The sequence below is a fragment of the Aeromonas sp. 62-46 genome, from assembly GCF_001898585.1.
Lineage (GTDB): Bacteria > Pseudomonadota > Gammaproteobacteria > Enterobacterales > Aeromonadaceae > Aeromonas > Aeromonas caviae.
Genome location: NZ_MKUI01000047.1, coordinates 180,107 through 202,378 on the forward strand (window position 1 = coordinate 180,107; position 22,272 = coordinate 202,378).

The following is a 22,272-nucleotide window of genomic DNA, read 5'->3' on the forward strand; positions in this document are numbered from 1 at the left end:
CCCCGCACTGTCGGGGCTTGTTCTTTGCGGATATCATCGACCGGGTGGCGGTCCGCTGCGGACCTGCCAGCTCACCCCAATCCGTCCACCTGCCCGAGGTCCACTATGTTCTTCCAGGTCGTCTTTCTCGCCTTGCTGGCCCTGCTGCCCATGGTCAACCCGCCCACCACGGCCACCCTTCTGCTGGGACTGAGCAAGGGCATGTCCCGCGAGCACATCCGCCGCCAGATCAACATGGCCACCCTCTATCTGTTCGCCACCCTGTGCGTCAGCTTCTTCATCGGATCCTCCATCCTGGATCTGTTCGGGATCTCCATTCCCGGGCTGCGCCTGGCCGGTGGCCTCATCATCGCCTTCATCGGCTTTCGCATGCTCTTCCCCTCGCCAAACCAGTCTGCGGGGATCGAGGCCAACCAGAATATCGCCTTCGTGCCCCTCACCATGCCCAGCATGTGCGGACCCGGCACCATGGCGCTGGTGATCAGCGGCGCGGCCCAGATCGCCGAGCTGCCGGCCGAGGCCGATCGCGTCGTCATCTATGCCGCCATGGTCACCGCCTTCGCCCTGATGAGCCTGATCAGCTGGGGTGTGCTCAAGCTGGCAGATCCCGTGTGCAAGATCCTGGGTGCCACCGGCATCGACGCCATGACACGCATCATGGGTTTCCTGCTGGTGTGCATGGGTATGCAGTTCTGCATCAACGGCGTCAAGGAGGTGGCGCAGGATCCCGTCTTCCATGGTCAGGTGATGGAACAACCCGCTGCCGCCTTGCCGTCCCATGCCGGATCCACCGCCTTCGATCATCTCGCCGTGCCGCGCCAGCCCTGATTGAAAACGGTGTCATTTTTCGTGCAAATCCCTCCTGATCTTGCGCCTGATCATATTGCCTTCATCTTGATGGGGTAGTCTGGTTTTTGTACAGGCAGGGTTCAGAAGGTTGCCGCTAGCGTGGCATGTGCTGAGCCCATTACTTGAGGAGATATGCAAATGGAAAAGATGCTGACCGAGATTGGAAGCTACAGCCTGTTTCATGAGTATCTGAATGTGGTCGGTGCCGCCAGCCCCGCGCTGACCCGGATCAAGACAGGATGGGAGTTCAAGCGAAAGGATCGCCTGCTCGCCCAGATAAGGGTGGATGACCACGGCCACGCCCGCTTCTTCATCGACGCCCGCGCCATTTCGGTCAACTGACCCGAGCCCTTTCCCAGCCCCGGCGCCTGCCGGGGCTTTTTATTGGCTGCCCTTCAGCCTCTCCCCCCTCTAGTGCCATCGGCATCACCCCAGTCCCACCCAACCCTCTCCGTGCAGGAATTTTCACAGCTAATAATTAGAAATTAACGGAATAATTAATTATGCGACATTGATCTCATCATAGAAATCAAAAATCGATGATCATGTTCATCATCGAGAGGGATGTTTTACGCCGGGAGTGGCGATGACCTTAAGCAGAGGAAACGATGACCATTGACCTATCAAGCATGATTACCGAGACCCGCAACCCGGCCAGCGTCGAAATCGACCAGCTGTCGACCCTGGAGATGCTGCGCGTCATCAATCAGGAGGATCAGCAGGTGGCGCTGGCGGTGGGCCAACTGCTGCCCGAAATCGCCCGGGCGGTCGATGCCATCGCGGCAGCCTTTGGCAAGGGCGGGCGCCTGGTCTATATCGGCGCCGGCACCTCGGGCCGGCTCGGCATCCTGGATGCCAGTGAATGCCCGCCCACCTATGGCGTCTCTGCCGAGCAGGTGATAGGCCTGATTGCTGGCGGCCACAAGGCCATCTTGCAGGCGGTCGAGAACGCCGAGGATGACGCAGAGCTGGGTGCCCGGGATCTGAAGAACATCCAGTTCTGCGCCAACGATGTGCTGGTGGGCATCGCCGCCAGCGGCAGAACCCCCTACGTACTGGGCGCCATGGCCCACGCCAGCGCGGTGGGTGCCACGGTCTGCAGCATCAGCTGCAACCCCGGCAGCCCGCTGGCCCGGGCCGCCGACATCAGCATGGTGGCGGTGGTCGGCCCCGAGATCGTCACCGGCTCCTCCCGCATGAAGGCGGGCACGGCGCAGAAGCTGATCCTCAACATGCTCTCCACCGGCGCCATGATCCGCACCGGCAAGGTCTACGGCAACCTGATGGTGGACGTGGAAGCCACCAACGCCAAGCTGGTGGAGCGGCAAAAACGCATCGTGATGGAGGCCACCGACTGCGAGCGCGCCGTGGCGGAGCGGGCGCTGGCGCAGGCGGACAACCACTGCAAGACAGCCATCGTGATGATCCTGGCCGGACTCACGGCCGACGAAGCCCGCACCCGTCTGCAGAGCAGCAACGGCTTCATCAGCCAATGCACCCACTGATCGGCCAACCGCACATTGGCCAGGCCAGGGATGACCATCACATAACGAGAACAGGGTGCCAGGCACCCTGCTGACACCACAGACTGACTGGGTTCTTTATGGCAAAAATAACTGACACCATGATCGGCCAGATCATCCAGGCCATCGGCGGCCGGGACAACATCACTCACTGCGGCCACTGCATGACCCGATTGCGACTGAGCCTGGCGGACAGCCTGCATGCGGATCGCGATACCATCAAGCGCATCGCCGGCGTCATGGGGGTGATTGAGAGCGACAACCAGTTCCAGATCGTGCTGGGGCCGGGCAAGGCCCAGGCCGCCTGCGAGCTGATGAACGACATGCTGAGCGCAGGACTGGGGGCGCTGGAGGCTCCGGCTGCGGCCCCCACCGAGCTTGGCGACATCGCCTCGGCCAACAAGCAGGCACTCAAGCAGAAACAGAGCAGTGCGGCCCACCGCTTCCTGGCCAAGTTTGCCACCATTTTTACACCACTGATCCCCGGCTTTATCGCCGCGGGGCTGCTGCTCGGCTTGGCCACCCTGATCGAACAGACCCTGCTGCAGGACGGCGCAGCCACCAGCGGCATGCTGGTGGAGCTGGTCGGTTACATGAAGCTGTTCAGCAAGGGATTGTTCAGCTTCCTCAGCATTCTCATCGGCTACAACGCCCAGAAGGCGTTCGGCGGCTCCGGGGTCAACGGTGCCATCCTGGCCTCCCTGTTTGTGATGGGCTATGACCCCCAAGCCACCAGCGGCATCTACTCAGGCATCACCGATTTCTTCGGCCACCACATTGATCCTCGTGGCAACATAATCGGGGTGCTGATCGCCTGCATCATCGGCGCCTCGGTGGAACGCCAGGTGCGTCGCTTCATGCCGGACAGCCTCGACATGATACTCACCTCCTGCATCACCCTGCTGATCATGGGGGCCGTCACCTTCGTCCTGATCATGCCCCTGGGGGTGCAACTCTACAACGGCATGTCCTGGCTCTTCATCCACCTCAACGGCAACCCGTTCGGTACCGCCATCCTGGCCGGTTTGTTCCTCATCTCGGTGATGTTCGGCATTCACCAGGGGTTCGTGCCCGTTTACTTCGCACTGATGGATGCCCAGGGCTTCAACTCCCTCTTCCCCATCCTCGCGCTGGCAGGGGCCGGCCAGGTCGGCGCCGCCCTGGCGCTTTACAGTCGCGCAGCCAAGGACTCCCTGCTGCGCACCCAGGTCAAGGGCACCATCATCCCCGGCCTGCTCGGGGTCGGTGAGCCGCTCATCTACGGCGTCACCTTGCCGCGGGTCAAACCCTTCATCACCGCCTGCTGCGGCGGATCGCTGGGGGGGTTCGTGGTCGGTCTCATCTCCTGGATGGGCCTTCCGGTCGGCCTCAACACCGTGTTCGGCCCTTCCGGCATCGTCGCGCTGCCGCTGATGACCTCGGCCCAGGGGATCTTCCCCGGCATGATGGTCTATGGCCTCGGTCTGGCGGTTGCCTACTTCGGCGGTTACCTCTTCACCCTGCTCTTCGGCTGCAAGAACGTCGATCTGAGCTAACCCTCTCTCCTCTATCCAGCTGGCTATCTGGCCCCGAGCAATCGGGGTCACGGCTTCACTCACCCCGGCTCTGGCACAAGAGCCCACACAGGAAAGACAACAATGAAACAGTCCATGCTTGCCCTGGCCATTCCTGCCCTGTTTGCCGCCGGTACGGCGCAGGCCGCCGTCACCTACCAGGCCGATGACGGCTCCAACGTCGATCTCTACGGTCGCCTCGGCTTCAACGTCTCGGACAAGAAGAACGGCAACAGCCAGGGGGACTTCGACGGTCGCATCGGCTTTACCGCCCGCCAGACTGTCAACGAGCAGGTGGCCGTGATCGGCATGGCCCAGTACCAGGTCAATGCCGCCGAATACGCCAACAACGTGCAGAAGAACAGCAGCGACCTCACCGCCCGTTACGTCTGGGCCGGGCTCGATGGCGGCGAGTGGGGCAAGGTGACCGGGTCTCTTCCGGCCTCATCATGTTCACCGACATCGGCGACGTGTTTGCCGCCTCCGATGTCTCCATGGCGCGCCAGGCCAGCAAAGTGGACTCCACTGCGGTCCAGGTGTTCCGCCAGGACGGTACCCTGCAATACCAGAACACCCTCGGCAATCTGGATGTATCGCTAGCCTACATCCTCGGCAACGGCACCTCGGATCTCGACTACGGCTACAACGGCGCCCTGCGTTACACCTTCGACCTCGGCGCGGCGGGCAAGCTGGCACCGGTCATCGCCTACCAGCAGAGCAAGGCGGCCCAGACCGATGCCAGCAAGGTGGATCCCGACGCCGACCAGTACCGCTTCAGCGGCATCGGCGCCCGCTACACCCTGGGTTCGCTGATGCTGGGCGCCCTCTACGCGAAGGATCAGGTGAGCTATCGCAACGGCCGGGCAGAAAGTGAGGACAAGGTATGGGAACTGACCGCTGTCTACGACATCAGCCAGAAGTGGGCAGCCCGCGCAGGCTATCGTCACCTCGACAACGACGGGGGAGACGGCATGAGTCTGCGGGATACCACCCTGGAGCTGCAGTACAAGCTCACCCCGCGATCCTCCCTCTACAGCGCCTACGTGTTCCGTGATGGCGAGGATGGTCTGGCTGACAACACCATCACCAGCTTTGGCGGCAGCAGCAACAGCGAGAGCTTCTACCACCTCGGCCTGCGCTACGAGTTCTGATCCCCTGCCGGCCTCTGGCCGGCATTTTCTTTCTGCTGGAGCTCCCCATGATCCGCCTCCTGTTCCTCTTCATCCTGCTGCTGCCCATGACCCTGTCGGTCCAGGCCGCCCGGCTGGAGCTGGCAGACACCCTCGTCCTGCTGGCCTCATCCCGGGGCCAGGTCTCCCCCTTCGATCGAGCGCTCACCCTGCCCGCTGGCGACACCCGGCTGCTGGTACGTTTCGACAGCCCCCTCGACCCCGGCTCCACCAACGAGAGCCAGGGGCGCGTCCGCTCCGCCCCGCTGCTGCTGACCCTGACCCTGCCCGCCAGCGGCACCCTGAAACTGACCACTCCGCCGCTGGCCGACTCCCGGGCCATTCGCCACTTTGCCACCCACCCCAACCTGCGGCTTGAGACCCCCGAGGGTAGCCACCCCCTGTCGGCAACCACCCTCCCCCGCAGCCAGGACAGTCTAATGACGGATTATCAGGCGCTGCTGGCCCGTTACGACGGGTCAGCCAGCGCAGCCACCGCCCTGCCAGCCGTCACGCCCGTGCTGCCCGCAGCCACCCCGGGCGCCGTGCCCGTCGACCCCGAACTGCAACGGCGCTACCTCGCCGCCGACGAGGCTCAGCGCAAGGCCTTCCTGCGCTGGGCTCTCGCCCTCTGAGCCGGCACTGGCCCATAAAAAAACCACCCGCAGGCGGGTGGTTTTTCTCTTTAGGCAGGTCTCGGCGTCTGTTGCAGCCGGGCCCGCGTCACTCCTTGTTGAGACGGTCGATGGCGTCCCGCGTGCCATCGATGAGGGCCCAGGCCTGCTCGTCACGGCGCTGCACCAGACCGAGGAACAGGATGTCGGTGATGGTGTTCTGGGCGGTACGCGACGAGATGGAGGAGATGCGCAGCTCGTTCTCGTCGGCCACCGTGTCCAGCACCATGTCGGCCATCTGCCGCAGAGGGGTGTTGCGAAACGAGGTGACCGCGATCAGGGTGGCGCCGTTGCGCTTGGCCAGCTCGGCCGCCGCCAGCACATCCCGGCTGGCGCCGGAATAGGAGACCACCAGCTGCACGTCCCCCGGGCCCAGGGTCTGGGCGATGGAGATCTGCACGTGGCTGTCCTGGGCGAACAGGGTGGTGACCCCGATCTTGAGCAGCTTGTACCAGAGATCCTTGGCGGTCAGCGCCGAGCCGCCGATCCCCACCAGCTGGACCCGGCCAGCCTGGTTGATGACGTCCAGCACCCGCGCCAAAGTGGCATTGTCGAGGGCCTGGGTGGTCTCTACGATGGAGTTGATCTTCTCCTGGGCCAGCTTCTTGGCCATGGTCTCCAGATCGTCGTCCCGGCCGATGCCGTTGTAGAGATCCCCTACGTTGTCGGTCTTGATGGCGTGCTTGCGCCCCAGATCCTCGCTCACCGCCAGCTTGAAGGCGGTGAAGCCCTTGAACCCGATCTTCTGGGTGAACTTCACTATGCTCGACTGGCTGACGTCAGCCTGCTGCGCCAGCTCCTGAGAGGAGAAGTGGGTCACCTGCTCCGGGCACGCCAGGATGTAATCGGCGATCTTGAGCTCGCTGGGGGAGAGCTGACTGCGGATATTGGAAATTTTTGACAGGGTAAGCATGGATTCTCTCTGCTGCTTGTTCTGCGGCCCCTTACTGGGTGCCGCCCACGGTGAGCTGATCCAGCTTGAGGGTGGGCTGGCCGACGCCGACCGGCACGCTCTGCCCCTCCTTGCCGCAGACCCCGACCCCGCGATCCAGCGCGAGATCACGGCCCACCATGGAAACCTGGCTCATCGCCTCGGGGCCGTTGCCGATCAGGGTCGCCCCCTTGATGGGCGCAGTGATCCTGCCATCCTCGATGAGGTAGGCCTCGGAGGCGGAGAAGACGAACTTGCCGGAGGTGATGTCCACCTGGCCGCCACCGAAGTTGGGGGCGTAAATGCCCTTCTTCACCGAGGCGATGATCTCCGCCGGATCGTACTGACCCGCCAGCATGTAGGTGTTGGTCATGCGCGGCATCGGCAGGGCGGCGTAGGATTCGCGGCGGCCGTTGCCGGTGAGCGGCACCCCCATCAGGCGGGCGTTCTGCTTGTCCTGCAGGTAACCCTTGAGAATGCCGTTCTCGATCAGCACGTTGTAACCCCCCGGCGTCCCCTCGTCGTCGATGGAGACGGAGCCGCGCCGACCCGGCAGGGTGCCGTCATCGACGATGGTGCAGTGTTTGGAAGCCACCTGCTCGCCGATGCGCCCGGCAAAGGCGGAGGAGCCCTTGCGGTTGAAGTCCCCTTCCAGACCGTGACCCACCGCCTCGTGCAGCAGCACACCGGGCCAGCCGGCACCGAGCACCACCGGCATGGTGCCGGCCGGGGCGTCGATGGCCTCCAGGTTGACCAGCGCCTGGCGTACCGCTTCGCGCACATAGCCAAACGCCCGGCTCTCGAGCCCGTCCAGCTCGAGGAAATGGTCGTAACCGAAGCGGCCACCGCCCCCCGCGCTGCCGCGCTCACGGCGATCCCCCTTCTCGGCGATGACGGTCACCGAGAGGCGCACCAGCGGACGCACGTCGGCGGCCAGGGTGCCATCGGTGGCGGCCACCAGGATCTCTTCATAGACCCCGCTGATGGAGGCCATCACCTGATTGATGGCGGGATCCAGGCTTCTGGCGAACTTGTCCATCTGCTCCAGCAGGGCAATTTTCTGCTGCTTGTCGAGGGTCTGCAGGGGATCCAGCGCCGGGTAGAGCAGGTTTGCTTCGGTGCGAGCCCATGCTTTTACCTTGCCCTGCGCACCGGCGGCGGCGATGCCGCGAGCGGCAGTCACCGACTGTTGCAGCGCCAGCAGGCTCAGCTCGTCCGAGTAGGCGAAACCGGTCTTCTCGCCGCTGACGGCGCGCACCCCCACCCCCTGATCGATGTTGTAGCTGCCATCCTTGACGATGCCGTCCTCCAGCATCCAGGACTCGTGCCAGCTGCGCTGGAAATAGAGGTCGCCGAACTCCACCTGATGGCTCATCAGGCTGCCGAGCAGCTGTTGCAGCCGCCCTTCGTCGAGATCGTTCGGGGCCAACAGGGAGGCACTAACCTGGCTCAATAGACTCAAATCTTTCTCTCCACTCTCATGCGAGATGTCGTAACGGTTAAATCCACGGCCGCGGGCTCACAGCAGGCGGGCGTGTTGCAGCACCGGCATGGTGCGTTTCAATTCATCGACCAGGGCCCCATCCAGCGGCGCCAGCACAGTGCCCTGCCCCGACGCCCGACAGGCCAGCACCCGGCCCCAGGGGTCGATCACCATGCTGTGGCCCCAGGTCTGGCGCCCCGTCTCGTGGGTGCCCCCCTGGTTGGCGGCCACCACGTAGCACTGGTTCTCGATGGCACGGGCCCGCAGCAGAGGTTCCCAGTGCGCCTCGCCGGTGACGGCGGTAAAGGCGGCAGGCACCAGCAGCACCCGGGCACCGGCCCTGGCCAACTGGCGGTACAGCTCGGGAAAGCGCAGATCATAACAGATAGAAAGGCCGAGGGGACCAAAGGGGGAGTCCACCAGCACAGGCTGATCACCCGGGCTGAAGGTCTCCGACTCCCGGTAGCGGCCGTGATTGTCCGCCACGTCCACGTCGAACAGGTGGATCTTGTGGTAATGCCCCTTGAGCTCGCCGTCGGGATCGAACACCAGGGTACTGGTGTGGATGTGGTCGGCACCGGCGATGGCGGTGGGCATGGCCCCGGCCACCAGCCAGATGCCGTGGGATTTGGCCCAATCAGAGAGTTGCTGCTGGATTGGGCCATTTCCCAATGGCTCTGCCCCGTCCAGATACCCCTGCCGCTCGCCAAAGAGGGCGAAGTTTTCCGGCAGCAGCACCAGCAAGGGGCGCTCCCCGGGCAGACTCGCCAGCTCGGCGGCGATCCGCTCCCGGTTATCCTGCCAGGTACGACCCGAAATCAACTGCATGGCGGCTAGCCACATGACGCGCTCCTTCTGTTGGGCGAGCCGGTGACCGGTGACAGAAGGCCTTCTCGGCTCGCGGGGCAATATCTGCACTATGAGGGGTTTGGCGGCCGGGGGAAAGTCCCCCTGCCCGGTACATGCCCTCAGCGCTGACCCGAGCCCTGATGCTTGGGATCGAGCAGGAAGGGGGTGACCTCCTTGGCGGGCAGGCCGGGCGCCACCGCATCCACCGCATCCTTCTGGTGCTGGTTGAGCTTGATGCGGGCGCGATCCCGCCCCGCCTCCACCAGCCTGGGGGCGTCCAGCGGGCCGGAGACCCGAAAATCGATGCGGGTCACCACGTCCACCACGGGCTCCAGCAGCTTGGAGAGGGCCAGCACATAGAGCCCGGTGATGGGGGTCAGGGAGAAGGCCGCCACCACCGGCAGGGTGCCCCCCAGGTTCGGGGAGAAGCTCAGATCAAAGTCGAGCCGCCAGCGCACCAGATCCGCGATGCCCTTGCCCCGCAGGTTGCCCGCGGCCCCCTTCATGTAGAAATCGTTGTTCTCCACCACCCCCTGATTGACCTTGGCGGAGGCGGACATGGACTCGAAATAGAAGCCCTTGTCGAACACATCGCGAAAATCGAGGCGCAGCTTGCGCATCAGGGAGTCGAGGCTCAGCAGGGAGAGCAGCCGGGCCCCCTTGTCGTTGACCTCCCGCAGGGTGCCTCCCTCCAGCTGGTAGTCGGCACTGCCCGCCAGAGTCGGCAGGCTCAGGCGGTAGGGCACGTCACGCCAGTTCAGATCCAGCGCCAGCTTGCCCGGGGCATCCCCGATGGGTGAGGTGTAGCCGAGCCGCTTGAGCAGCAGCTCGCTGTTGCGGGTCTCGAGGTTCACCCTGGCACGGGTCTGCATCTGGCTGCCACGGGCCAGCCACTCGGCGCTGCCGCGCAGGGTGCTGCCCGCCAGGCGCATCTCCAGTCCCTTGAGATCCAGCCGGTTGGCCCCGGGCAGCAGCTCCCCTTTCACCTCACCCAGGGGCAGCTCGCCGAAGCGGCAATCCACGCAGCTGAAGGTGAGCCAGGGAATGGCATTCATGATGGCCCTGTCCTGGCGCTCATCGGGATCCGGGCTGAGATCGGTCCCCTTGCCGGACCAGTAGATGCGGGCAAACTTGGCATCGATGGGGCGCCCATCGGCCACCGGCACCCGCACCACCCCCATCACGTCGGGGCTGTCGATCATCACCTCGGTGGCCTGGTTCACCGGCCCCAGGGTGAAATGTACCGCCTTGAGGCTGGCACTGCCGATGTCGGCACGGGCCAGCTGGCCATCCACCCACCACTCCTGGGGCAAGAAAGAGGGGCCCACCACCGCATTGTCACTCGGCGCCGAACCGGCCGGCAGCCACTGCTTGAGACGAGCCAGCCAGCCGGCCACGTCCGCCTGCTGCTGGTTGATGGCGAGCAGCATGGGCTTGTCCTGCATCACCCGCGCCCCGGGCTGGCCGATGTTGACCCGCACCCGGCTGAGGTAGGGGACGCCGTCGCCGTACACCAGGCGGCTCTGCATGTCGATGTCCGCCCCCAGCACGGCGCGGATGTCGGCGCTGCCATCCCGCCCACGGGCCGTCACCTTGAGGGGCAGCCGGGTACCCGCCGCCTTGGTCAGGGGCACAGGCAGATCCAGCCCCATGCCCTGCAGGTTGGAGTCCAGCGCCAGCTGGAAGCTGAACGCCTTGTTCTCGGGCAGGGTCAGCCCCAGGGTACCGGACCAGTTGCTGCGCCCCTGGAGCATCTCGAGGGCCGGTATGTCCCGGCGCTGGCGGCGGCTGTCCCACTGCCCCTGGAACTTGAGGTCGGCCTGATAGCCGTGGGGCAGTTGCCGCCCCTGATAATCCAGGGTCAGCGGCTGGTTCCACAGACTGGCCTTGAGGTTGTGAATGCGCGTCTGCTCGTTGTCATACTCGAGCGTCCCTGCGACCCCGTCGAGGGGCAGATCCAGGGAGGCGATCCTCACCTTGTTGTCCTTGAAGCTGGCTTCCCCGCTGGCCTTGACCTCCCCCTCGCCATCCAGCGGTATGTCGAGCTTCACCGTGCCCTTCATGGGGCCGCGGATCTCCACCTCCCGCAGCGCCTGACCGACGGATCCCCCCAGCGGCGAGTCCTGCAAATAGTCGCTGATGGCCTTGCCCTCACCCTCAACCTTGGCATCCACGTAGAGGTGAGCCCCCGGATAGAGGTCCGGGATCCAGGCGTGCACCGAGTCGGAGCTGGCCTTGCCGAGCTGGGTGGCGCGGCTGTTCATGTCGAGGCTGGCGTTCTGGAACAGCAGATCGATCTGCAGGTCGGTCAGCGGCTGCCAGCCCGGGAAAAACTCGTAGGTGGCCTGTTGCAGCGGCACCGCCACCTGGAAGACGCCCTTGCCGTTGTCGTAGGGGAAGTCACGGAATTCGCCGTACCAGAGCAGGTCGGCCCCCTTGGCCTTGCCCCCCTTGATGGCGCCGCTCAGGTAGCTCACCAGCCCCTCATCCATCACCGCCAGGGGGTAGTAGCGATCCGCATGGGCCGCGTTCTTGACGTCGATCCGCCCGGTCAGGGCGAGGAAGGGGTGCTCGAACAGCTCGAGGCGAAACCGGCTGGCGAGGCGCAGATCCGGGTTGTCCAGGGAAATGTCCTGGCCATAGAGCACCCAGCCTTGCGGCGCCCGCCACCAGTCGAGGGCCGCACTCAGGCTGTCCACCGGGATGGGTTCCTTGAAGTGGCGGGCCGGATCCACCTTGCCTTTGCCCAGGATCAGGCGGGCGCGTCCCCCGTTCGGGGTCAGCCAGAAGTCGCCGTCCAGCTTTTGCAGACCGGGCACATCGTGCCAGGCCCGGGTCTCGAAGCCGCGCAGTTGCCCCTGCAAAGAGAGCCCCTGCCAGTCCCCGTCGGCCTGCAGGACCAGCTCCTGCAACTGGCCCCTTGGCCGGGTGCGCTTGAGGGTCTCGGTCAGCTCGGGATAGAGGCCGGAGACCAGCTGGCTCAGGTTGGCAATCTGGTCGAGATCGATGGCGGGCACATAGCCCTGGATGCGCGAGCCGATGCGCTCGAGCTGCAGGCGGCTGTGTAGCCAGGTGGCGCCATCGAGCTTGAAGATGACGTCGTGGCTGGCGAGCTGCCACGCCTCGCCGTCCCGGCGCAGCTGGATCTTGCCCCCCTGCAGGTCGAGGCGGTGCGGCTCCCCCTTGATCTCGTCTTTCCAGATCAGGTGGTTGTTGCCAAAGGCCAGCAGGGAGTTGCCGAGCCTGCCCTTCTCGAACTCGCTCCAGAGCTGGAAGTCGAGCTGGCCGCTCACCGGCGGCGCGCCGGCGTGGATCCGGGCCAGCATGGGGCTGATGTCCAGCTCCCGGGCCCCCAGATAGAGCTGGCCCTTGAGGCGGTCGAGCCGCACCTCGGGGGCATCCACATCGATGATGAGGTCCAGGGTGCTCTCCCCCACCCCGTTGATGAGATAGGCCTTGCCGACCCCCTGATGCCGCTTGCCGCGGTTCTGCCAGCGCAACTGGGCGATGTCGAGGGCGCGCACCTCCCCCAGTGCCGTGGTGAGGCTCAGGCGAGTGTCGTGAATGTCGAAGGTGGAGAGCTGGGTCAGCAGGAAGCGCAGCAGGGCCTCCTGCTGGTTCGCGCTCTTCCCGCTGACGGGGGTGGCGGGCTGGGTCATGTCCAGCGCGATGTTGCCGTCGCTCAGGATCAGCTGGCCAAACACCGGTCTGAGTTCGTTGAGGGAGCGCCAGAAGTCGAGGTGGGCCCACACCTTGCCAAGGCGCAGGGAGAAACGCCCCGAATCGGGGGCGATGGCCAGTCCTTCCAGCCCGATGGCCGGGCCGCGGGGAGTCCACTCCAGCCCGACGTGATCCACGCTCACCTCGAGCTGACTCTCTCCGAGCAGGGTCCCTATCACGGCCGCTCGGTGCTGGTTGAGCAAAGGGCCGCCCAGTCGTACCACGCTGACCAGAACGGCCAGCAGCACGAAGAAGACTCCGAGGGCCAACCAGCCCCGACTCAGCCAGCGATAGACCAATTACATCATCACCACATCGAACTGTTCCTGCCCACAGAGCGGCTCGGAGACCACCCTGACCTGCTTGCCGATGAAGACTTCCAGCTCCGCCAGACTGTGGGACTCCTCCCCCCGCAGGTAATCGGCCACCGAGGGGGCCGCATAGACGGTGAACTGATCCGCGTCGTAGGCGCGGTTGACCCGGATGATCTCCCGCAGGATCTCGAAGCAGACCGACTCCACCGTCTTGACCCGGCCGCGCCCCTTGCACTCGGGGCACTCGGCGCAGAGCACGTGTTCCAGGCTCTCCCGGGTGCGCTTGCGGGTCATCTCCACCAGCCCGAGCTGGGAGAAACCGTTGACGTTGGTCTTGGCCCTGTCCTTGGCCAGCGCCAGCTCCAGGCTGTGCAGCACCCGGCGACGGTGATCCTCGGACTGCATGTCGATGAAGTCGATGATGATGATGCCGCCGAGGTTGCGCAGGCGCAGGTGACGGGCGATGGCGGCGGTGGCCTCGACGTTGGTGTTGAAGATGGTCTCTTCCAGATTGCGATGGCCGACGAAGGCCCCGGTGTTGATGTCCACCGTGGTCATGGCTTCGGTCTGGTCGATGATGAGGTAGCCGCCGGATTTGAGCTCCACCTTGCGCTCCAGGGCCCGCTGGATCTCGTTCTCCACGTCGTAGAGATCGAAGATCGGCGACTCGCCGGTGTAGTACTCCAGCTTGTTGGCAAGCTCGGGCACGTACTCCTCAGTGAAGCGCTTGAGCTGATCGAAGCTCTGGCGCGAGTCGACCCGGATCTTGTCGAGCTCGGCACCGACGAAGTCACGCACCACCCTGAACGCCAGGCTGGGATCCTCGTAGAGGATCTTGCAGGGGGGGTACTTCTGCTTGCGCTCGAGGATCTTGCGCCACAGGCGCTTCAAGAAGGCGGCGTCCTGCTCCAGCTCCTGCTCCCCCACCCCTTCGGCGGCGGTGCGGATGATGTAGCCGCCCAGTTCGTCCACATAGCCGGCCACGGTGCGCTTGAGGCGCTCGCGCTCCGCCTCGGATTCGATGCGCTGGGAGACCCCCACGTGGGCACTGCCCGGCATGAAGACCAGATAACGGGATGGCAGGGTGATGTCGGTGGTGAGGCGGGCCCCCTTGGTACCGAGCGGGTCTTTGACCACCTGTACCATGATGTCCTGCCCCTGGCGCACCAGTTCGGCGATGTTGCCGGCCTGGAACTGCTCCTTCTCCTTGATCGCCACGCACTCGGTATGGGGGACGATGTCGGAGGCGTGCAGAAAGGCGGCCTTGTCCATGCCGATGTCGACGAAGGCGGCCTGCATGCCGGGCAGCACGCGGCTGATCTTGCCCTTGTAGATGTTGCCCACGATGCCGCGCTTGGCCTGACGCTCCACATGCACTTCCTGCAGCAGACCGTTCTCGACCAGGGCGACCCGGGTTTCGGAGGGGGTGACGTTTACCAGCAGTTCTACCGACATAAGTTACCTTGCCTTTCTAGTTTTGAATTCTGGCACGACGAACAACGGGTAACTCAGCAGCGCACTGCTGACGAGAGGATTACCGGGTCTGCTCGAGGTGTTGCTTGATCAACAGGTCCGTCTCCAGCAGGGGCAGACCGACCACGGCACTGTAGCTCCCCTCGAGGCGACTGACGAATTTGCCGGCAATGCCCTGGATAGCATAGGCGCCCGCCTTGTCGCACGGCTCGCCGGTGCGCCAGTAGGCTTCGATCTCGGCCTCGTCCAGCTTGCGAAACGCCACGTTGGTGGTGACCAGCCGCACATCGCACCGCTCCGGGGTGGCCAGAGCCACCGCCGTCATCACCTGGTGTACCCGCCCGGAGAGGGCTTCCAGCATGTCCTTGGCGTCCAGCAGGTCGGAGGGTTTCTCCAGCACCCGCTCCCCCAGCACCACTATGGTGTCGGCCCCCAGCACAGGCAGCGCCGTCGGCGCCGCGGCCACACCGGCCATGGCCTTGTCGCGGGCCAGCCGGCAGACGTAATCCTGGGGCTTCTCACCGTCGTTGCGCAGCTCCGGCACATCCAGCTTGAGGACCTCGAAACGGTAGCCCAGGCGGGTCAGAAGCTCGTGCCGGCGGGGGGAGCCCGAGGCGAGATAGAGTTGCAGTTCGTTGTGCTTGTTCATACTTCACTCAATGAGACGATGCGCAGTTACAATGCGTTGTTTTTATTCACATTCACTTGATATTGAAGCGACGCCGCACCTTGCGCAAGACCATAAAAATCCAGGGCCATATTAACATCGTCGTCAACGTCGACCAAAAGTAGGCGAAGTTGAGGCTGGCCCGGCTGAACAGATGCTCCGCCCAGAACACGGTGATCTTCCCCACCAGGGAGAGCAGACCGATGATCAGCGCCTGCTGCCAGAGGGAGAAGTTGCGGATCTTCTGGAACTGGAATGCCGCCAGGTAGGTGGTGATGGCCATGGCCATGGCCCGCACGCCGAGGGTGCTGCCGAGCAGCACGTCCAGCAGCAGGCCCGCCACCCAGGCGGTGCCGACGTTGGTCCGGTGCGGCAGCGCCAGCGCCCAGTAGATGAGCACCATGGCGAGCCAGTCCGGACGGAAGGGTTCGAATTGAAAGGGAAGCGGCAGGATGGAGAGGCACAGGGCCAGCAGGATCGAACACCAGATCCAGATCCTGCCGCTGGCGGGTTGCAGCATCAGCGCGTCGCCCCCGCCGCCGAGGTTGCCGTGGCCGCCGAGGCGCTCGCCGCAGGCTCAAGGGCATCCTTGTCGTGTACTTCCGGTTTCTTGTCGGTCCACAGCAGCAGCAGGTAGCGCAGACGGTCCAGCGCCACCAGCGGCTTGGCCTCGATCTGGGCGAAGGGCTTGCCCTCCACGTAGTCGGAGCGGGTCACGGTCGCCACCGGATAACCTTCCGGGAAGCGGCCGCCCAGGCCCGAGGTGACCAGCAGATCGCCGACCTGGACGTCGGTGTTGCGGGGCAGGTTGCGCAGCTCCAGCTTGTCCAGCTCACCGCTGCCGGAGGCGATGGCGCGCAAGTCGTTGCGCAACACCCGCACCGGGATGCCGTGGCTGGAGTCGGTGATGAGCAGGACGCGACTGGTGGTGGAGCCCACGTGGAGCACCTGACCGACCACCCCCTGATCGTTGATCACCGGCTGGCCGTTGTAGACGCCGTCCAGCGCCCCCTTGTTGATCAGCACCTGATGGCTGAAGGGGTCGGAATCCACCGACAGCAGCTCGGCCACCATCTTGCGGGACTCCTTGTGTACCGGCGACCCCAGCAGCTCGCGCAGACGCTGGTTCTCGTGCTCCAGCTGATCCATCTTGAGCAGGCGCGAGCGCAGGGTGAACAGTTGCTGCTCCTGCTGCTTGGTCTGCTCGATGAGATCGGCGCGGGTCTGCACTTGGGTCGACATGGTGTCGAGCAGGGTGCCGGGGGCGTTGGCGATGTATTGCAGCGGGCTCACCAGGGAGCTCAGATAAACGCGGACATGGCTGAACACACCGAAGCGGGAATCCGCGACGATGGCAGCGACGGAGATGATGACGGCGAGAAACAACCGTAACTGAAGCGAAGGGCCTCTACCGAAGATGGGTTTCATGAGTCGTCAAAAAAGAGCCGGCGCTCGGCCGGCTTTGGGTCTTATTCGTAGTGGAACAGATCGCCACCGTGCATATCGATCAGCTCCAGCGCCTTGCCACCGCCACGGGCGACACAGGTGAGGGGATCTTCAGCCACGACGACCGGGATGCCGGTCTCTTCCATCAGCAGACGGTCGATGTCCTTGAGCAGGGCGCCACCACCGGTCAGCACCATGCCGCGCTCGGAGATGTCGGACGCCAGCTCGGGCGGGGATTGCTCCAGGGCCACCATGACGGCGGAGACGATGCCGGAGAGCGGCTCTTGCAGCGCTTCCAGGATCTCGTTGGAGTTCAGGGTGAAGCTGCGGGGCACACCCTCGGCCAGGTTGCGACCGCGTACTTCGATCTCGCGCACCTCTTCGCCCGGATAGGCGGAGCCGATCTCGTGCTTGATGCGCTCGGCGGTGGCTTCCCCGATCAGGCTGCCGTAGTTGCGACGGACGTAGCTGATGATGGCTTCGTCGAACTTGTCGCCACCGATACGGACGGACTGGGAGTAGACCACGCCGTTCAGGGAGATGATGGCCACTTCGGTGGTACCGCCACCGATGTCCACCACCATGGAACCGGTCGCTTCGGAGACCGGCAGGCCGGCACCGATGGCGGCAGCCATGGGTTCATCGATCAGGTAAACCTCGCGGGCGCCGGCGCCCAGAGCGGATTCCTTGATGGCGCGACGTTCCACCTGGGTGGAGCCGCAGGGTACGCACACCAGCACGCGCGGGCTGGGGCGGAAATAGTTGTTGTCGTGAACCTGTTTGATGAAGTGCTGCAGCATCTTCTCGGTCACGTAGAAATCGGCGATCACGCCGTCTTTCATCGGGCGAATGGCGGAGATGTTACCCGGGGTACGACCCAGCATCTGCTTGGCGGCATGACCGACAGCAGCGACCGATTTGGCGTTCCCGCGCTCTTGGCGAATGGCGACAACTGAGGGTTCGTTAAGGACGATCCCTTGATCTTTTACATAGATCAGGGTGTTGGCAGTTCCCAAGTCGATCGACAGATCGTTGGAAAAGACGCCTCTGAGCTTTTTGAACATGGCTACGGGAAATCCTAAGAATTTGGAGGTGCAGAAAACCGGCTAACTTTACCAATGCCCACCCCAATGGGCAAGCGCTCAAACTGTCGCCAATCAATCAGGCGCGACAAAAATGCGAGTCATCACTCACCCGCTCAGGCCGACAAACACTACGAAACAAGGAGATAAGACGCCACTGTACAGCAATGCGTCTATCTCCTCGTGTCAGCCCGGGTGTCAGGGCATCACTTCGCGGCGATAAATAATTCTGTCATTACCCCGATCCCGGCCAAAAATTGCCTCTCCCAGCAGGTGATCCGCCGTGGCCGGATCCGCCAGCCAAACGGGGGAGAGGGGCTGTTTGTCCAGCAGGATCTCGTAGGGAATGCGCACACTCTGGTTCGGCGCGGCGAAATGGAACCGGGTCTCCCCACCATTGATGCGAACATCGCTGCCGCCAGGGGCAACCGGCCCCAGGCCGAGACGGATCCGGGGGCCATCCTTGAGGCCCAGATCTCCGGTCGCGGCGTCGTAATGCTGCTCGCCATCGGTAAAGCGAATGCCATCGTTCGCGAGGGATATCCGGGTACAGAGATCGTCCTGATTCACCCGCCACTGGCCCCCTTCGAAATATTGCACCTGAAGCGGCAGCGCCAGCGGGGCGCTGGCCGCCCCCTGACGAGTGCTGGCCAGCAGGCGGCCGTAATAGGCGATCATGGTGTCGTTCTTCCCTTGCAAAATAGAGAGCTGCCTGGCGGTGCAGTTCACCCCGCTCTGGCAGTTGCCGCTGACGGCCGGATTCATGTTCCGACCGCTGAGGAAGCTGGTCTCAGGAGTCTCACCGTCCGTCACTCTGAGCCCTAGTCGCAGGAGCGGCAAGGGCTCTTCCGGTGCGGTCAGGCTAGGGGTCAGTTCGCGCAGCCGCATAAAGCGGGTTTGACCTGACTGCTTGCCTGTTCCTTCGGTCCAGCTGGCGGCCAGAGGTGCCAACCGATTGGATCTGTCCACCCCGTCCTGATTGTTGGCGGCCACCAGGGTGAGGGCCCCTCTGGCAAAGGCATCACGGTAGTTCCTCGTGACACTCCCTTCCTTGTTGCGCGCCTCCACCACCGTCTGTATCCCGAATGGCTGGCTCATATAGCTGAAACCGCCGCAGGCCGGGGTGACGGTACCGCTCGTCATGTTGAAGTCCCAGGGTACGAAGCGCCCCAACGGTACGCTGGTGGCGGGAGGGATGGTGTAACCGAAATAGCCCGTTGATACTGTGCTTCCCTCTGGCAACGTAGCCGCTGGTGGCGTCGCCTTGATCCTGAAGACCCCGACCTCGTTGAGGCTGAGGGCGGGTGTATTGAGGCTGGCACTGGCTGCAACGTGGCTGTACCTGGTCGGGGTGACCTGGGCGACCACACCACCCTGAGGAGCCACCAGCTCGCTGGTCAGGGCGATGTCGGACAACACGAAGTTGGGGGTGGTGCCATTGCCGGTGCAGATATCCCCATCGCTGTCGCTCTGCCACGCCATGGCCTGGATATTGAGCGAGAAGCTGTCTCCCGTCCTCTTGAACACAGGGCAGGTGATATCACCTGCCGCGCAGGCCCCCTGGGTGGGCGTGATGCAGAGCCCTACCGGGCGGCTCACGAACAGATCCGAGCCCGTCATCACCAGCCCTGCGGTATCACCGCTGCCATCGTGGCGGGCATTGAGCCGCATCTGGCCCGCATCCGGGTAGCTCACCGTCAGGGTAGTCTCCCCTTTGCTATCGAAGCTCAGGTTGCTGATGGTGGACGCCCCCTGCGACGTAGCGATGGCATTGCCGTTGACCGTCACCTTGCTGCCGAAGGTGTTGCTCGCCGGGCTCACATAGTCGCTCCAGAAACGAACAGGTTTGCTCACACCGGCAAAGCTCGGCACGCACTGCTGGCTGGCATCGTCTTTCTTGACTGCCTTCATCACCACCTGCTGCGGCCTGTTCGCCAGGGTATCCAGCACATCGAACACGAAGCCGCTGTCGGCAAAGCTCAAGGTACAGGCGGCGGCGCTCAGGGCACCACTGCCGGCGCGGCACAGGGTGGTGCTCAGGGGTTTGGTGGACGGCGTCGAGCCGCTCACCCCCACTGTGATGGCCGTCGCCAGATTGTTGCGTAGCTGCAAGGTGGTCGTGCCGCCGCTGAAATTCACGGTGGCCGTGTTGCCGTTGTAGCTCACCTGGCTGTCGGCTATCCAGCCGTTGCTGCCATTCTTGAGGGGGGTCAGGATGGCGCTCACCGGGTCCGTGAACAGTTGGCTGCAACTGGCGTTGGCGCAGGCCCGTATGACGAGGGTCTCCGGGTTGCAGGTCAGGGCCTGACCGGAGTGATCGAACTCGAAGTGATCGATCTGGGTGCCCACCGGATTGGATTTGAGGGCGCAGATCCGGACGTTGTCGAGCTCATGGTAGTTCGTCACAGAACCGGTGGAGCCGGTGAGCGACAGCAGGAAGTTGGCGGGCACCGCCGCCTGCCCCGTCTGGTTCACCATATTGATGGGCCCCACCAGCATGGTGTAGCCCGAGCCCGTGTTCCGCTCAACCGACGCAAGTGAACTGCCGGCAGTGCGCGAGTCAATGGTGATGCGGTAACGATGGGGGCGGTTGCCATTGGTTCCGCTGTCCACTGCCGGGCTCAGGTTGCTCGCCGTTCCCGCCAGATAGCGATAGCCCGAGGTCCCCGAGCTGGCACCGGAGCCACGAATGGAAACGGCCTGAGGACGAGACCCGGGATTATAGGAGCCCCCCTCGTTGGCATAGTTGCCGTATTCGTCGATACCGACCCCCATCCAGCCACCGGCAAAACCGCTGATCCCGGTCTTGAAGCCATAACCCAGCGGGCCACCGAAGGCGCCGGGCTGGGGCGTGATCGTCGCATCGGAGAGCACCACCGCCATCCCGTCCGCCCCGCTCGAGCCGGAGGTCTTGTAGGCATACTGATCGAACTCGATAGTCACCAGATTGCTGGCCCCCGGGAAGAGGCGCTGGAAGGTCGCAGAGGTGGCCTGGTTGGTCGTATTCTGGGTCAGCCGCAGGCGACCGTTTTGCAAAGAGGGCAAGGTGCTGCCATTGCGTTGAGCCACCACCCAGTCGCTGCCAAGGGTGCTGGCGGAGAAGTCGTCGCTGAAACAGGTCAGTGGGTCTTCACACATGCCCGGCCAGTCGCCGTTGAAGGGCTCGTGGATCACCTTGCTGTTGTTGGTCATGGAGACGTTCACCGCCGACACGGCACCGGTCAGCACGGCCTGACCACTCATGGCCAGATCCCCGGTGTTCACATAGAGAATGGCGTTGAGTTTGGTGTTGCCGCTCATGGTGACCTTGCCGAAGTGATACATCATCAGGTCGTTGGCCTTGCCCCCGGCATTGACCTCCATCTGGTCGCTCAGGGCCAGATCGCTCTTGATGTACAACCTCGCGGCACTGCCGCTGTCAAAGATCAGCTTGTCGTTCTGACCGAGCTCCATCTTGTCTATCCAGTGGTTGCCGCCACGAAAGTAGAAATTGATGTTGGAGGTGCTCTGGTGTTTGAACGTCTTGAGGTAGCGGGCCTGCAGATATCCGTTGATGGTGCCGTTGCCACTCACCTCCAGGGTCTGGTGAAGCTGGAGCGTCAGGTCGCTGCGACTCCCCGCAGCGGAGATCCGGCTCTCGTTTTCCATCTTGAGCCCATAGACGGCGAGGGAGCTCTGCCCCTGGAAGGTCATGGCACTGTTGCTCTTCATCCCCAGGCTTTTGATAAACCAGTCCCCTGCCCCCATGAGCACGCTCTGGCCACTGGCAGAGACCTCCATGGTGACCTTGTCCAGGTAGTGCGGCTGGAAGACGGCAGTCCCGGTATTGCCATTGCCCGAGACCTCAAGGGTGCTGTAGACGGTGACCCTGGCGTCATTGAGCTTGCCCTGACCCGTCACCGTCAGATCGTTCACATGAAGATCTCCCGACCCGGTGACGCCACTGTTGTAACCATTCTTGATGGTCATCTTCTGGGCATAGACGGTCGCACCGTTGAGGTTGAGCATCGCCCCTTCGCTGATAGACAAGGTATCGAAGCGATAGGTCTGGCCCGATTTCAGGGTCGCCACGCAGCTGTTGCCCCCCCACGAGGCGTTCTTGTAGTCACCGGCAGCAGGAGAGGTGGTCCCGTCGCAAGCGAGATCATTTTTCCCGCTGTAGGAGGGGAAGCCCCCCGGGTTGGCCGGAAACGCGTCGGGATCGCTGATGAAGGTCACATCCTTGAGCACACTGGCAAGGGTGCCGCTGACGTTGCAATTGGAGACCCAGGTGCCGTTGTTCCAGAAACCACCGTTGTTGCAGTTGGCGTTGGGCTGGATGTTTTTGGTCAGGAAGGGGTAACTGGCCCCCACAGTGGTGCTGATGATCTTGCTTTCATTGTTCATGCTCAGCACGCCGGGGGAGGCGTGGCTCTGCACCGGGAAGAGGAAGGCTTCGGTACACTGGCTGGCGGCCTGCACCGAGGTGGATCCCAGCAAGATCCACAACAGGGCGCCGCGAAGAGGCTGGCTGGACTTCATGGGGTCTGGCTCCTTGGC

17 protein-coding genes are annotated in these 22,272 nt (G+C 63.8%); 7 read left to right on the forward strand and 10 right to left on the reverse strand.

Annotation, left to right across the window (positions count from 1 at the left end; genetic code table 11):
• The first annotated feature begins 105 nt into the window (after window positions 1-105).
• The 7 genes from BGO64_RS14790 (at window position 106) to BGO64_RS14820 (ending at window position 5,729) form a co-directional block, all read left to right on the forward strand.
• Complete coding sequence (locus BGO64_RS14790; protein WP_268451453.1) at window positions 106-828, forward strand: MarC family NAAT transporter; 723 nt, start codon at window positions 106-108, stop codon at window positions 826-828.
• A 159-nt stretch (window positions 829-987) separates the two neighbouring features.
• A complete protein-coding gene (locus BGO64_RS14795; RefSeq protein WP_041212219.1) occupies window positions 988-1,191 on the forward strand; it encodes a hypothetical protein in 204 nt (67 codons plus the stop codon).
• 266 nt (window positions 1,192-1,457) lie between these two features.
• The gene (murQ, locus tag BGO64_RS14800; protein ID WP_103244120.1) at window positions 1,458-2,354 is read left to right on the forward strand and encodes an N-acetylmuramic acid 6-phosphate etherase; all 897 of its coding nucleotides are present in this window, start codon (window positions 1,458-1,460) and stop codon (window positions 2,352-2,354) included.
• Between the two features lie 98 nt (window positions 2,355-2,452).
• The gene (gene murP, locus BGO64_RS14805; protein WP_286700927.1) at window positions 2,453-3,907 is read left to right on the forward strand and encodes a PTS N-acetylmuramic acid transporter subunit IIBC; all 1,455 of its coding nucleotides are present in this window, start codon (window positions 2,453-2,455) and stop codon (window positions 3,905-3,907) included.
• A 102-nt stretch (window positions 3,908-4,009) separates the two neighbouring features.
• Complete coding sequence (locus tag BGO64_RS14810; protein ID WP_286700928.1) at window positions 4,010-4,525, forward strand: porin; 516 nt, start codon at window positions 4,010-4,012, stop codon at window positions 4,523-4,525.
• Window positions 4,420-5,076 carry a porin gene (locus BGO64_RS14815; RefSeq protein WP_286700947.1) on the forward strand — a complete coding sequence of 219 codons (657 nt, stop codon included), beginning with the start codon at window positions 4,420-4,422 and terminating at the stop codon, window positions 5,074-5,076. The genes BGO64_RS14810 and BGO64_RS14815 overlap by 106 nt, the downstream gene beginning before the upstream one ends.
• A gap of 47 nt (window positions 5,077-5,123) precedes the next feature.
• Entirely contained in the window at window positions 5,124-5,729 is a 606-nt protein-coding gene (locus BGO64_RS14820; RefSeq protein WP_286700929.1) for a DUF2057 family protein, read from the forward strand.
• Window positions 5,730-5,817: 88 nt separating this feature from the next.
• On the opposite strand, the gene BGO64_RS14825 is transcribed toward BGO64_RS14820, so the two are convergent.
• The 10 genes from BGO64_RS14825 to BGO64_RS14870 form a co-directional block, all read right to left on the reverse strand.
• The gene (locus tag BGO64_RS14825; RefSeq protein WP_010672641.1) at window positions 5,818-6,681 is read right to left on the reverse strand and encodes an SIS domain-containing protein; all 864 of its coding nucleotides are present in this window, start codon (window positions 6,679-6,681) and stop codon (window positions 5,818-5,820) included.
• Window positions 6,682-6,712: 31 nt separating this feature from the next.
• Window positions 6,713-8,161: a metalloprotease TldD gene (tldD, locus tag BGO64_RS14830; RefSeq protein ID WP_041212218.1), complete on the reverse strand. Its 1,449-nt coding sequence runs from the start codon at window positions 8,159-8,161 to the stop codon at window positions 6,713-6,715.
• Window positions 8,162-8,218: 57 nt separating this feature from the next.
• On the reverse strand, window positions 8,219-9,025 hold the full coding sequence (locus BGO64_RS14835) for a carbon-nitrogen hydrolase family protein (protein ID WP_043154366.1): 807 nt from the start codon (window positions 9,023-9,025) through the stop codon (window positions 8,219-8,221).
• Window positions 9,026-9,150: 125 nt separating this feature from the next.
• The gene (locus BGO64_RS14840) at window positions 9,151-13,050 is read right to left on the reverse strand and encodes a YhdP family protein (RefSeq protein ID WP_286700930.1); all 3,900 of its coding nucleotides are present in this window, start codon (window positions 13,048-13,050) and stop codon (window positions 9,151-9,153) included.
• Window positions 13,051-14,520, reverse strand: a complete 1,470-nt coding sequence (gene rng, locus BGO64_RS14845; RefSeq protein WP_010672637.1) for a ribonuclease G — start codon at window positions 14,518-14,520, stop codon at window positions 13,051-13,053.
• A gap of 79 nt (window positions 14,521-14,599) precedes the next feature.
• On the reverse strand, window positions 14,600-15,187 hold the full coding sequence (locus BGO64_RS14850) for a Maf family protein (RefSeq protein WP_010672636.1): 588 nt from the start codon (window positions 15,185-15,187) through the stop codon (window positions 14,600-14,602).
• A 52-nt stretch (window positions 15,188-15,239) separates the two neighbouring features.
• On the reverse strand, window positions 15,240-15,725 hold the full coding sequence (gene mreD / locus BGO64_RS14855; protein ID WP_010672635.1) for a rod shape-determining protein MreD: 486 nt from the start codon (window positions 15,723-15,725) through the stop codon (window positions 15,240-15,242).
• Window positions 15,725-16,633, reverse strand: a complete 909-nt coding sequence (mreC, locus tag BGO64_RS14860; protein ID WP_029313545.1) for a rod shape-determining protein MreC — start codon at window positions 16,631-16,633, stop codon at window positions 15,725-15,727. Before mreC ends, mreD begins: the two co-directional genes overlap by 1 nt.
• A gap of 41 nt (window positions 16,634-16,674) precedes the next feature.
• Complete coding sequence (locus tag BGO64_RS14865) at window positions 16,675-17,715, reverse strand: rod shape-determining protein (RefSeq protein WP_005308111.1); 1,041 nt, start codon at window positions 17,713-17,715, stop codon at window positions 16,675-16,677.
• Between the two features lie 216 nt (window positions 17,716-17,931).
• The gene (locus BGO64_RS14870) at window positions 17,932-22,254 is read right to left on the reverse strand and encodes a DUF6701 domain-containing protein (RefSeq protein ID WP_286700931.1); all 4,323 of its coding nucleotides are present in this window, start codon (window positions 22,252-22,254) and stop codon (window positions 17,932-17,934) included.
• Window positions 22,255-22,272 lie beyond the last annotated feature (18 nt).

Coding starts and splice junctions, on each gene's coding strand:
- BGO64_RS14810 (WP_286700928.1), top strand. CDS start 4,010: ATGAAACAGTCCATGCTTGCCCTGGCCATTCCTGCCCTGTTTGCCGCC.
- mreD (WP_010672635.1), bottom strand. CDS start 15,725: ATGCTGCAACCCGCCAGCGGCAGGATCTGGATCTGGTGTTCGATCCTG.
- BGO64_RS14870 (WP_286700931.1), bottom strand. CDS start 22,254: ATGAAGTCCAGCCAGCCTCTTCGCGGCGCCCTGTTGTGGATCTTGCTG.
- BGO64_RS14795 (WP_041212219.1), top strand. CDS start 988: ATGGAAAAGATGCTGACCGAGATTGGAAGCTACAGCCTGTTTCATGAG.
- BGO64_RS14790 (WP_268451453.1), top strand. CDS start 106: ATGTTCTTCCAGGTCGTCTTTCTCGCCTTGCTGGCCCTGCTGCCCATG.
- BGO64_RS14820 (WP_286700929.1), top strand. CDS start 5,124: ATGATCCGCCTCCTGTTCCTCTTCATCCTGCTGCTGCCCATGACCCTG.
- BGO64_RS14825 (WP_010672641.1), bottom strand. CDS start 6,681: ATGCTTACCCTGTCAAAAATTTCCAATATCCGCAGTCAGCTCTCCCCC.
- rng (WP_010672637.1), bottom strand. CDS start 14,520: ATGTCGGTAGAACTGCTGGTAAACGTCACCCCCTCCGAAACCCGGGTC.
- BGO64_RS14835 (WP_043154366.1), bottom strand. CDS start 9,025: ATGTGGCTAGCCGCCATGCAGTTGATTTCGGGTCGTACCTGGCAGGAT.
- murP (WP_286700927.1), top strand. CDS start 2,453: ATGGCAAAAATAACTGACACCATGATCGGCCAGATCATCCAGGCCATC.
- BGO64_RS14815 (WP_286700947.1), top strand. CDS start 4,420: ATGGCGCGCCAGGCCAGCAAAGTGGACTCCACTGCGGTCCAGGTGTTC.
- BGO64_RS14865 (WP_005308111.1), bottom strand. CDS start 17,715: ATGTTCAAAAAGCTCAGAGGCGTCTTTTCCAACGATCTGTCGATCGAC.
- BGO64_RS14850 (WP_010672636.1), bottom strand. CDS start 15,187: ATGAACAAGCACAACGAACTGCAACTCTATCTCGCCTCGGGCTCCCCC.
- mreC (WP_029313545.1), bottom strand. CDS start 16,633: ATGAAACCCATCTTCGGTAGAGGCCCTTCGCTTCAGTTACGGTTGTTT.
- murQ (WP_103244120.1), top strand. CDS start 1,458: ATGACCATTGACCTATCAAGCATGATTACCGAGACCCGCAACCCGGCC.